Below are 12,785 nucleotides of genomic sequence, written 5' to 3'. Positions count from 1 at the left end.
GTACGTACATCGTTCTGACGGTCATACGGCATCGTTTGTGGTCGCCGATTCCGTCGGTTGAGATTCAGGGCTTTGCGGGAGATTCAGGATCTCTTCGAGCGTGTATGCGATCCGAAGCAACGTATCCTCTTCGAAGTGGTTCCCCACGAACATCATCCCGACGGGGAGTCCTTCGACAGTTCCCGCCGGTACCGTGATAGATGGGTGTCCCGTGAGGACGAACGGACAGGTGTTTTTTGTCGGGGGGAACGTTCGCAGGATCTTGTCGACCCGATCGAGCTCGGGGTTGTGTTTGAGAGGTTTCGTCGGGACCGTTGGCATGGCGATGACGTCGGCGTCAGCTAGGACGTTCGCGTACTCGTCGGTGAGTGCGTAACTGAGGTTCTGCGCTTTGGCGTACAGTGTGTTCTGCTGTTTCTGGTTGAGATACTCCATCGCGAGCAGGGTCGCCTTGGCGGCGTCGGTAAGCTGATCCGTCGACGAGCGCCAGGACTTCGAGAAGATCTGTGAGAGTTTCGTATTATACCAGCCGTCGAGAAGCGAACCCTGGGCCCCCTGTTGAAGCACTTGGAGTCCACCGTAGCTCCAGATCAACAGGGCGATCGGCGGTGCCTTGAGGTGCATTGGGATCGAGACGGTCGAGACGGAGGCACCTTCCTCTTCGAGCCTGGCGAGTGCGTCATGCACTTTGTCGTTGATTTTCGGATCGCTCTCGGGGTGGCTAAACCCCTCTTCGAGGACGGCGATCGTGAGGTCCGAAACTTCGGCTTCAAGTGCGGTCGTGAAGTCCCGGTCGGGTATTTCCTTAGGCTGGCGCGGGTCAATCCCGTCAGTCCCGGCCATCACAGTCAACGCCTCTGCGACCTCGCGAACCGACCGAGCCATCGGACCGACGTGGTCGATTGACGCGTCCATCGGGATGACCCCGGTGTAGGGTATCAATCCCGTCGTGGGGCTGAGTCCGACTACCCCACACCAGGCGGCCGGAATGCGGATCGACCCGCCCTGATCGGCGCCGACGGCGATGTCTACCTCCTCGGCCGCCAGTGCCGCGCCACAACCGCTTGAGGATCCCCCCGTGAGGTATTCGTCGTCCCAGGGGTTCGTCACCGGCCCGTATCCCGAGTAATCGCCGGATGCTGAGAACCCAAACTCGTCCATGTTGAGTTTCCCCGCGATGGTCCCGCCGGCTTCGAGCAGGCGCTGGACCACTGTCGCTTCGATGTCTGGAATGTATCCCTTGAGTAGTCGGGATCCGCTGGTCATCTCCACGCCCGCAAGCGCGATGTTGTCTTTGAGTCCGATCCGTTTATCCTTCAGTAGCCCACCCGCGTCGGTTTCGACCTTCGCTTTGGTAATCCACATGTTGTGGGGGTTCTCCTCCGGTTGTTTTCCCGGCGTGCGGTCCCCGTATGTGAATTCCGTGGGTTGTTTCCCCGGCTCGGGCGTTTCCTGAATCGTCTCGTAGTCGTCGAACGTGATCTCCGCCAGCTTGTGATAGTCACTAATCTCGTCCTGTGAGAGGTCGATTCCGAGACTCTCTGCGATTTCGGCCAACTCTCTCTCCGAGGGTGTTCGTAACATACCGCGTACTATTTACTCACGTGGGAAGTGTATAAAAGTATTCCCTCGTGACTGCAGTTCTTGTGTTCGGCGTCAGAGGCCCAATTACAGCGGACGCCAAGGTTGGGTGAGAAAACCCGGCTTTCCTGGCTATATTCGATAATTATCGGAATAGTCTTTTCTCCGGACGCAAAGGTTTAAGAGAAACCCGGATAACAACTCAAGTGTGTCACTCTTCGACGTTCAACCTGATCCGATCGAGCGGAACGAGGTGTTCCGGGAGGATTACCTCCCGGCTCCGTTGCCAGTTCGCGAGGAGGGCGTCACCCGGGTTCAAGAGGGGGTCCGACGTGCACTTAGACAGCAGACTGGTGCGATCGTGGTTCGGGGCCCCTCCGGGACTGGGAAAACGACCATCGCCCGGAGGGTCGTAGACGCCGATGTGGACGGTTCCCCTGACGAGTGGACGTATTTCGAAGCGGATCCAAACAACAGCTCGTATCGCGAACAAATTCAGTTCATCAACAGACTCCGATCCGGGCCACCACTTAGCAAAACCGGATACGCACGGGACACTGTTCTAACCGAATTAGCGCGGGAACTAGAGACTGTCGTCGGTCCCCACGGAATCGCGATAGACGGGGCAACCGCCGCGACACACGAGACGTTGATCCGGGCCCTCCTGTCGTATGTGGCTGAGACTACTACGGCTCGGATCGCCGTCGTTGTGACCACCAGGCAGGAGAACGCGTCGCTCATTCCGGAAGAGTATTCAGTCGAGGAGGTCACAACGTTCTTCTCCATCGACGAATTGATGCAGATACTGAACCATCGTATCGATTGCGGGTGCGACGCCGAACGGATCTCTCCGGAGGTCGTTCCCCTGTGTGCCGCTTACGGGATTGAACGCGGCGACTACGCCCACAGCATGCTCGACGTGTTTACGCGATCCGCGAAAGTCGCACAAGAGAACCTGGCTCCCGAGGTCGTCGGTAAGCACGTCGAAGAGGCCAAAACCCGGCTCAAAGACGCGAATCTCATGTCTAGGGTTCGGACGTTGGACGAACACTCCGTGCTCGTCTTGTATGCGGCAGGTGAACTTGCGTCAACCGGACGGACCCCCGCAGCCAGCGCAACACTACGGACGGAGTATGAGAGCTGGTGTGCCTCGATCCCCGTCGAACCACTCAGTCGACGACGGTTGCGCGATCGGTTTCGACGCCTCTGTGACGACGGCATACTGACCTATGAGGAAGTAAACGAGGGCCGAAACGGGGGACGATATCGGGAGTATTCGCTCGTGGTACCTCTTGAACGACTGCAGCGGTCGCTTGAGGAGGCGACAGCATTTTCGGAGATACATCGGACGATACAGTGGTGAGTTTTTGAAATTACATTAATACGTGTGTAATGGGGCTCTATTGCGGGAGGAGACGGCATTAGTGGCGACCAATGCCATTATTTAATGAAAATTATAAATTTACATTACTATACGTTCTATGATGATTCATGAGCTGGTTGATGAAGAATCCAAATTGGTCATTAGTTATACAAATGAATATGATGCCATAAATATCTAAATATAATTGTATAAATTAATATTTAATATAATATTGTAAATTATATAGCTATGAAATCGGTACTTTTCGTGCGATCTAAAGAGATACTACGATGTAAGAATTTCGATGGATAACAGCCTAATCAAGCCGGCGTGAACGATCAGTTTTGGTGATATAATTACCATCATTAACAGAATTTATATAATATATTATCGGTAGTTCCCATCGTCCTTGATTGCTAACTCAATTTCTGGAGGGATATGAACGAGATCAGAGCAACCGATTCAGTGAGTCGAACAAAGATGGCGATCTCACGCCAGTGACATCGCCGTCAGTCCAGACAACAGGCGAAGCTGTCGCTCACGGACAGGACTGCCGCTGGACGCGGGCAGTTCAGCCCGCTTCCAGCTGACTGTAGGTCGCCGGGATATGGAGACGATAACCGATCTCGGTACTCACCGCCGCCACTTCTCGAACGGCTATTCGAAGACGCTCAGAAGATCCACAAGCAACAACCGATCTTACAAGAAACACTCGCTACCGCTACTCAACCGGGGTTTAAGTCTTAACTGCAGACCGATGCCACAGAGCGCTTTGACGTTCACCATCACACCGCTAGGCGGCCACTTTTCGCGTCTAGTCCAAAACTCTTATATTAGTATTATAATCTGTGAAATAATATGAGGGCTGGACAAATTATGCAACCGTACTCACCCACCTCACTCACCGGTGAATCTCTACCAGGAGGCGTTCGACTGTGAAGCGTGAGTACCTTCGTGTAATTCCGACATCTGAAGCAATCGATACGGAGAATGTTCCTAAAGCTATTGCAAGCCTCCACAAACTCTGTGCCAATGAAACCTCCTCATTTCGAACTACGTTGAATCCGTTTTCCACGTCGACTCCTCCACGGTTTGAATTTTTAGCACTCAGTGAGGGACACCAAGAACCAATCCAATTCTATTATGGAGCTGATGAACACTTCCGCACACTCGAAAAACGACTCCGGACAATCTACCCCGAGACGTTCGACATAGAAAAAGTCGATTTAGACCTTGCAACTCGTTTGATACGACCCGTGGAGTACAGTTGTTCTGACTTTGCAAATCGAGTCCAGAATAACAATCTGCGTTATCAATTTGATCCCGAAGAACAGTACAACATCGAAACAGATGAAGAGAGAAACACGATCAAAGATTCTAGCATCTCAAATACCTCCACGCTGTGGAATCTCACCTCTGAGGGATCACTGAGAGTCAATGATACTGTCTTCGAACTAGCTCGGACCCACGAAACTCCCGAAGAAGATGGCCTTCGAAAAATCCAAAAGCCAACGATAACTCCTGATGAGACGATTCTCGCTCGGCCTTCTGTTGACAGTGTCTCTCCGATCGGGGTTCGTTGGTACGGGGACGCAACTCGAAAGCAGGACTGGATGACTTCACTTCTCCCGTTTGCTCACGACGATCCGGCCGACCACGTGACTCCAGTTGAACAATCTGGAGCCACGTTGGCCACACTCATCGAGCACTTGATGGAAGCTTCCATCCCAGTCGCGTTCCAAGTCGTCTTCCAACGACGGGATAACTGGCATAGCGATGCAGTCGTTCGAAAAGAAGCTCTCACTGACGGACGGGATACGTTATTCCAAGAAATCGTCGGCTCTGTTCTGGAGGTCAACTCCCAACAATCCGGTGACGACCTCTCTCAGCAGAGTACGTCCGTCGCGAAGCGTCTCGACTATATTGATGCCAAAAACCCAAAACGAACATTCACTGCGAACATTCGAGCACTCGTAGTCCCTGTTCGAGAGGAAGAGCGGAAGGAACTCGAGTCGCTGATGGACGCCTTATGCCCAGTATTTGACCCATTGGATGGACCATTCTACGAAGTCGTCGGGAAACGGTTCCAGTCCAAAGGATTTCGAGACAAGACGAAAGTAAAGCACGCCCGTGCAGAGTTACAAAGACTCCTCGACCGAGAGATCACCACTGGCCGGGGGAAAACCCGCCCTGATCTGGTTTTAAGCGGAAAAGAACTGGCTAATTTCGTTCTCGTTCCCTCGTCAGCACAGCTTACAGTCGAGGGGCAACGTGGGACTCGGGCCGAGCAACAAAGTCGTAATCCGCTCCCTTGCCCGAATCCGGATCTTGTCGGACAATTCGATGATGGGATGGCTCTCGGGTACCCGCTTGATGAGAACGGTGAAACACAACCGACACCTATTCGAATTCCTCCAAAACTGCTAACCACCCACTATGGACGATTTGCCTCGACTGGAAGCGGGAAATCCAAGGCGATCATCAACGATGCGCTGTCTCTTCGAGAAACCACTGGTGGGCCTGTTGTCGTCGTCGATCCCAAGGGCGACGGCATGTGCTCGAATTATCTCCGGTGTCACTACGACAAGTTCGGTTCAGTCGATGACGTCTATCAGTTCCGGGTCCCCGATGTCGTGCCAGCATTCTCCTTTTTCGATATCCGCCCAGCATTAGCAGCCGGGCGCCCCCGAGAAGATGCAATTCAGGATAAAGTGGATCATTTCCACGATATTCTGGGGATGATCATGGGATCTGAGCGGTACGAACGGGCGTTCGTTGCGAATGAAATCCTGAGCTATCTCATCAAAGCACTATTCGACAAGGAATACGGTAGCGATGTGTTCGGTCTGGACAACCTTTTCGAGGCTGCAATCAAGATGCAGCGGGAGCAGATAATCCCTCCCGTTGCAGCGGATAACCAAAGCGTCGAGGAATCACTCACACGCCACTTCGCGAAGGACGACCACCAGTTTCAGGTGTCGATGGACGCAGTTGGAAATCGTCTGGATAAACTCAATGAGGACGTACATCTCCGACGAATCTTCAGTCACGTCCCCACCCAGGCTGACACCGGCGAGTATCTGGACAACCATTTCGACTTTCGGGATTTCCTTGAAGAAGACGTCACACTATTATTCGACCTCGGAGATCTCAGGCCAGAAGCGCAGCGAGCGATCACGCTGCTTCTGTTGAGCAATCTCTGGGACGCTGTCCAGGTCAGACGGCGGGATGATCAAGAGGAGTACGATGCCCTCACAAATCTCATCATCGAAGAATCCGCTCCCATCGCCTCGACGAAATTGGTGTACGAACAGTTGCTCCCGCAGGGGCGGTCCTTCGGATTGAGCATGGGGCTCGTCATGCAGTTCCCCGAACAGGTGCGGAATGAAAGCCAGCGAGCGTACGATGAAGTTCTCAACAACGTCAAAACGAAACTAATCGGGAACATCTCGATTGAACACGATCTCGCAGAATCGATGGCTCACGAGGATCTCAGTCCGACCGAGCTCCGCAATCGAATTAATACTCTACCAAGTGGAGAGTGGATTACTCAACTTCCCAGTCCATCCTTCGGGGAAACTGGACCAGCGCCGTTCTCGATGAAGCCACTGCCGATTGCATCTGGCCATCCAGAGAGTGACGATCCGCTTTCTCCAGAGCAAGCGGAGTACTTCGAGACTGTGGTACTACCGGAACTTACCAATCGCACACGGCGCGAGTACGGTCTCTCTGGGGGCTCAGAATCCGAAGAGACAGACGAACAGCATACGTGGGGTAGCCAGTCGACCACAAGTGATTCTGTAGAGACGTCTGCCCATTCATCCACGCCTTCCGAGTCGTCGTTTATTGGCACAACCACAGCCAATTCGGAACCCGGTTCTGAAGATTCTCTGGGTTCATCCGAGCTGTCCCCGCTAATTTCGGAGTCTGAATCGACTGCCTCTACTGTAGAAAATCAGCTACAGACTACGGAAACTGAGCGTGACGCGGATACTGGAACGGAACGGTCCCCAATAGCAGAACTCGGTGTTCGAGTCTCCGACGAAACGCTCCAAAACAGAGGGCTCAGTCGCGACGACGTCCGCTTTTTGGATCGGGTATTGTCGGTAATGAACAGGGAATCTTCCGAGTACACATTACTGGATTCGATGCGTGCACTCAGAGACGAATACGAGGAACTCAATGTTCAGCGTCTCATCAACCAAGATTTACTGGAGGAAGCTTCTGCGTGTCGGCGAAAGTACTACACAGTACTCCCGGAAGGCCGAGATCTCCTTGGCCAATCGCTCAATGTCGGTCCGGGGGAGGGCGACATCGGAGAGAAAACTCCGCATAAAGTCGGCGTCCGACTCCTGGAACTGTGGTTAGCCGAAAAGGAAACGGTCAGTCGTGTCGAATGCTACTACGAATACGACGAGGAGACGGTTTTCGATGTCGCTGCCTTCGATGGCGAGAATACTCTCGTTTGGGTGGGTGAGGTGGAACTACCCAGCAACAACAAACAAGCGGTCCTCTCCGACTATGATAAACTGGGTACTGTCGATGCGAAAGCAGTCTGGGCGTTCGATAGGCGAGAAACTGCGGTTGAGGTTATCAATTGGCTTGCCGAGGCAGATCGTGTCGAACACAAGGTGACAGGCAGAGCCGCACGTTCGTTCGCCGATATTCGAGATACAGCAGAGGACTTCGACGCCGCCGGGATGACGACAATCAGGAGTTTCCATACGCTTGATGGGGAGGTCAACCGATGACGTGGCGGCCAGCAACCGACGAAGAGATTGATCGGTACTACGCTGAAGAGTTCCCTACCCATGTAGATCATCTTCCGGGGTTTCTCACTGCTACTGGTCCGAAGCAGTATGCGTTGGCGTTTCGAGAAGCACACCCGGTCAGATCAGATGAACGACCGAATAAGGAGTTCATCCGTCGGGATACGAGGCAGACAAACGAAGCAGGAGAGCCAACTATCCAGGTCTTCGATCAGTTCGAAGACGTCATCGATTTTATTCGGCAACCCGCTCGTAACGATCCGCTAGCCCCGAGTGAGTACGCCCTTGCTGATCCTGCTCTGTTGGAGAACACAGCCCCACGGCCAGCTGCCGTCTACTACGCTCTTGCTCATTGGGACCGACCCTGGATACTTCTCGTGGACATCGATGCGAAAGATATCGCTCGTGAACGGGCAACCGAAATTGTCCCCTTCGGTGTCGACGAAAACGATCTCACGGATCTTCTCGATATGGCGGGGATACTTGATGCACCCCCTGCCGGCTATCCGTACGCATTTGAGGACATCGAGCAGGCTCTCGAGTACGGATTTGAGGTACAGGACATCTTCGAGCAAGACTTTGCGGCTGAGGAAACGATGGTCGTATACACAGGACAGGGTGTGCACGTCTATCTCCTGGATTCTGACCCTGCCCACCGATACGATGAGAAAAGTCGTGAAGTTGTCGTCGATTTGCTATCGGAATCGTACGACATCCCTATCGATCCGGTCGTCACACCCGATCGCCGCCGTGTGGCGCGTCTTCCGTACTCGCTACACGCCGACGTTTGTCGTCTCGTTCAGCCAATATCGAGTCCAGATTTCGATTTCCGATCCGCTACCCCGGAGGTAATCGAGACATGAAGAGTGAAACTGCCAACACTGAGGAACGGATAGCCTATCGAATCGCTGCCCTCCCACCAGAGCACCAGGACACACAGATTGCTGAGTTGTTTTCACGAGGGTACGATCGGTACCGTGTTGATGGAGAATACCAAGCCAACGATCTATTGGACGACGTCGAACAGTTCGGTACAGCGGCATTCAAACCCCGTGTCCGTTCTTCCGCACTTGATGACCCATTCGTCGACGAACCAGCGACGCTAGCAGTATTGGCGACATTGAGTGCAATCTGTGTCAAATCTCAGTCGATGTTTGAGGATACACCACCACGACGAATCCAGCCGCTGTACGATATCCGAGAGCTCTACGTCAACAACCTCGCATCGCTCCTTCGGGAATATGCTGATCCAACGCTATATCAGGAAATCGCTGAACTCCTGTATGGAAAGGAAGATAGTGAGGATGGCCCCCATCCTGGCCGCGTCTGTACGGCAATCACCGAGAAACCGGAGTTCGGCGGTGGTCTCTATCTCGAGATTCCCATGGCTGCTGCCTCTCGAAAATGCCTGGTTAGAGCAACCTCCACGGAAACTGGGTCCAATACTCAAGGAGAAATCCTCACGCGAATAGCGAATAATCACCTCTACGTTCCGGTGGGGGATTTCGACAGCAAGTACCGATCCTACGCTGAACAGGCGTTCAAAAAGCTTCTTCGTATACAGGAAAACGAGATCACTGAGGAGCAACGGACGTGGTTAACGACGAACGAGAGTGCAATCTCCGAACAACTTGAACGGTTCCAAAATACCGGCCATACTGAACGCCTTTGGCGGGACTGGCAACCTGGGCAACGGCTTATTCGCGTCGTTCGTACTGCGGTCCGTCATGCAACGGATGGTCACGCCGAAACTGGCGAATTCCATACTGCTGAAGAACTCTACAACGCGCTCGAGTCGTATGACACAGACTCCAACTGGGAGCAAACAGTCCTCGATAGTATCTCGAGTCCCAGTAGTCTCGCGAAAAGTCTCACAGACAACGAGTCACATCCGGCTGTAACCGTCGACCGGGACGGAACGGTCAACAGGTATCGCATCGGCTATGCTTCCCGGAGCTCGCAACGACTTGATATCGAAACAATCGACGATGTGTTCCAGCTTCCATGTTTTGCTGCTATGGAGTCCAGGTTACACGAGGAAAAACCAGTTCGGAAGGACCTCTACAGCTTCGTCCGACTCGTGATGTGGCTCCCCCAGTATCACGACAGGAGTCTGGATGCGATCCTTGCGGATCTCAAAGAAATATTCTCACGGTGGCCCTGGTATGACGAGGAAATTACTGAATATCAGATCCGCTATGAGTTCTCCAATACGATCGATGGAGATCCACCGCTACCGATGAATTGTGACAACGATGATCTGCAGCGGTATTGCATCGGACAAGATCAATGTCCGTATTCGATTTGGGGTAGTCTACCGTTCCCAGAGCAAATGTATGATCTGATTTCAAACAAATCTAATCAAGAGATGGACCCGTTCTGATTCCTCTATACTATCAGAATAATATAACTGTTGATACTCGAAGGTCTAATTTCTATCTCAAAGGTCGTCATGGACGAAGTAGGGGCTGTACCACCGGTTTGTGCGAGATTTGGATTCATAGTCGCTGGATAGATTCGAAGATGGCGAGTCAATGACCGGTCCCAAGCAAATCGCAGGGGGGGACTCAATAGACCTATTTTCCCCAAAATCTGGAGGTAGTAACTGCTGTCAACGAGAAGTTCGAGTATTTTCATGCGATAACCAGCTGTCGATGACTCTATTACTCCTTCAGAATCGCCCGACGGTCATTTAGCTCGATTTAAACCGGTAGGAGATCTGGACAGATTGGGGAATTTTTCCAAAGATATACGCCCATATTCGCAGTTCAGAACACCTTGACGCAGAGCAACGACTCCCTGTAGCAGTAGATTCAATATCCAAATACCTCATCTCGGAGACCAGATGGGTACCGAAGCGAAAACTCAGAGGAACAGGAGTATGTACCAGAAAAGAGACTATACAGTGCACTCTCAAAAACAAGACCTGAATCCAGCATGGAAACCATCTCAGATTCAGTCAAGCGAATCGTTTCCGAGACCACAGAGAGATTGTGGAAGTAGATTTGAGACAAGTGTCTATATTGGGAGACGTACGCATTCCTCGTGGTCAATCGATCTGTGACGACATGATATCGACCAGCTACGACCGAATGATTCTCCGGGGGACCCTTCCGATTGTCGTCATCAGTTTAGCGGTCGGCACTCCTCGTGGTATCACTGATTTACTGACCTCGATCTACACGCCAGGACATTGCAACCGCACCGACAGCATTAGAACTCGAAACAAGGTTACCTGACGACGCTTTATGGGTCCTTCCACTGTTCTAGCGTGTCATAGAAACGTTTACAGCCGATTTATCGCGTTGCACCGGAGTGGCAAAGTGTTGAAATAGAAATGGTTAGAGAAGACAGTGCAAGATACAGAGCGTATGCAGCACGCGCCGATTTGTATCTCTCTACTGACCGTATCTTAATATCCCCAAAGGTAAGTTTATTAAACAAGCAAGATAACACTGCTTAAGACAAAATGACCTTTTCATTTGACACCACTTATAATAATTTGGACCCAAGCCTCTATTCGAGAGTAACGCCGAAAAGTATCGCTAATCCAGAAATCGTGGTTCGTAATGACGGGCTCTGTGCTGATCTTGGATTGGATCCAGCGGAACTCAATGCTACCATTCTAGCAGGCCAAGACCTCTTGGAAGAACCAATCGCCCAGGCATATGCAGGCCACCAGTATGGGAGTTTTACCGTCCTGGGCGATGGGAGAGCGATGATACTCGGCGAACATGTACGCGATGGTGATAGATACGATATTCAATTGAAAGGCTCCGGTCGAACGCCGTACTCGGGGAGAGGCGACGGCAACGCAACTGTCAGCTCGATGCTCAGAGAGTATCTGTATTCAAATGCGATGCAGAATCTACACATCAAAACATCGAGAAGCCTGGCGGTCCTCGAAACTGACGAAGCGATCCGACGACGACGGACGGAACCTGGAGCCATTCTTGTCCGGGTGATGAACAGCCACATTCGATACGGGACCTTTCAGTATGTTGCAAGACGAGCAGCCGACGAACTACAGCGATTCACTGACTACGTTATTGACAGACACTACCCACAGCTAACTGCAACGGATCGTCCATACCTCGGTTTCTTTGATGCAGTCATGCAGTCGTCGATTGAGATGGTTGTCGACTGGCTGCGTGTCGGATTCGTCCATGGCGTGATGAATACGGACAACATGAGTATCGATGGAGAAACATTTGATTACGGGCCCTGTGCGTTCATGAATTACTATGATGAGGAGGCGGTCTTCAGCTCGATCGACAAGCACGGGCGATATGCGTTCGGCAACCAGCGACCCATTTTGCGGTGGAATCTCGAACGCCTCGCAGAGGCGCTCCAACCGATGTGTACACGAACGGCGCTCACGTATGATGAACTCGAGGGTAAACTGGACGAATTTGACGATCGATTTGATGCCCAATACTTCACGATGATGCGAAAGAAGCTGGGGATCACCTCGGATGACGACGAAGCACTCGTCGATGAATTTCTGGAGTGGCTCCGCAAGTCGAATGCAGACTATACCAATACGTTCCTCGAATTAGAGACGCCCGGTACGTTTGATTACCCAGCGTTTGCAACTACAGAATTCGAACAGCTCAGGGATGAACTGGCTGCTGTCGGCCTAGATGAAGAGTTGATGCAGGAAGCCAATCCGCGGTACATTCCCCGCAACTACCTGGTTGAAGAGGCACTGGACGAGTATCTCGAAACTGGGACTCTATCCAAATTCGAACGGTTATTGACCGTGTTGGAAAACCCCTATACATCGAAGGATATCGGTTCGCAATTCCAGCAACCACCGCCACGAGAATTCGATACGGAGTATACAACGTACTGTAATACGTGAGCCAATAGTACCAAAGTAGGTATACTCATCAACTCACCATTGCTCAGGCGAGGACACTATCATCGGGCAAACAGCAGTTACTGTTGATGAACTGTTGGGCATCGCCGATTGAGAGAGCAGTATTCACAAATGCAAGACTCGCGCTGTGTATGCAGCATGGAGATCCTGTCAAGGTTGATGTATTTCAACAGAGCCAATAGTATATAAA

6 protein-coding genes are annotated in these 12,785 nt (G+C 52.1%); 5 read left to right on the top strand and 1 reads right to left on the bottom strand.

The window, feature by feature from the left end; all coding sequences use genetic code 11:
• Window positions 1-21: 21 nt before the first annotated feature.
• Complete coding sequence (locus tag AArcCO_RS00030) at window positions 22-1,584, bottom strand: amidase (RefSeq protein ID WP_259532861.1); 1,563 nt, start codon at window positions 1,582-1,584, stop codon at window positions 22-24.
• A gap of 205 nt (window positions 1,585-1,789) precedes the next feature.
• On the opposite strand from AArcCO_RS00030, the gene AArcCO_RS00025 reads away from it, so the two are divergent.
• The 5 genes from AArcCO_RS00025 to AArcCO_RS00005 all read left to right on the top strand — a co-directional run bounded on the left by AArcCO_RS00025 (window position 1,790) and on the right by AArcCO_RS00005 (window position 12,577).
• A complete protein-coding gene (locus AArcCO_RS00025) occupies window positions 1,790-2,944 on the top strand; it encodes a Cdc6/Cdc18 family protein (RefSeq protein WP_259532860.1) in 1,155 nt (384 codons plus the stop codon).
• 935 nt (window positions 2,945-3,879) lie between these two features.
• Window positions 3,880-7,695, top strand: a complete 3,816-nt coding sequence (locus tag AArcCO_RS00020) for an ATP-binding protein (protein ID WP_259532859.1) — start codon at window positions 3,880-3,882, stop codon at window positions 7,693-7,695.
• Window positions 7,692-8,576 carry a bifunctional DNA primase/polymerase gene (locus AArcCO_RS00015; RefSeq protein WP_259532858.1) on the top strand — a complete coding sequence of 295 codons (885 nt, stop codon included), beginning with the start codon at window positions 7,692-7,694 and terminating at the stop codon, window positions 8,574-8,576. Before AArcCO_RS00020 ends, AArcCO_RS00015 begins: the two co-directional genes overlap by 4 nt.
• Entirely contained in the window at window positions 8,573-10,096 is a 1,524-nt protein-coding gene (locus AArcCO_RS00010; protein ID WP_259532857.1) for a primase-associated protein, read from the top strand. The genes AArcCO_RS00015 and AArcCO_RS00010 overlap by 4 nt, the downstream gene beginning before the upstream one ends.
• Before the next feature lie 1,119 nt (window positions 10,097-11,215).
• Window positions 11,216-12,577 carry a protein adenylyltransferase SelO gene (locus AArcCO_RS00005; protein WP_259532856.1) on the top strand — a complete coding sequence of 454 codons (1,362 nt, stop codon included), beginning with the start codon at window positions 11,216-11,218 and terminating at the stop codon, window positions 12,575-12,577.
• Window positions 12,578-12,785: the final 208 nt, after the last annotated feature.

This window comes from Halalkaliarchaeum sp. AArc-CO, assembly GCF_024972735.1.
Taxonomy (GTDB): domain Archaea; phylum Halobacteriota; class Halobacteria; order Halobacteriales; family Haloferacaceae; genus Halalkaliarchaeum.
The sequence above is the reverse complement of the archived record's forward strand: the minus strand, read 5'-3'. Positions and strand labels throughout refer to the sequence as shown.

Coding starts and splice junctions, on each gene's coding strand:
- AArcCO_RS00010 (WP_259532857.1), top strand. CDS start 8,573: ATGAAGAGTGAAACTGCCAACACTGAGGAACGGATAGCCTATCGAATC.
- AArcCO_RS00015 (WP_259532858.1), top strand. CDS start 7,692: ATGACGTGGCGGCCAGCAACCGACGAAGAGATTGATCGGTACTACGCT.
- AArcCO_RS00030 (WP_259532861.1), bottom strand. CDS start 1,584: ATGTTACGAACACCCTCGGAGAGAGAGTTGGCCGAAATCGCAGAGAGT.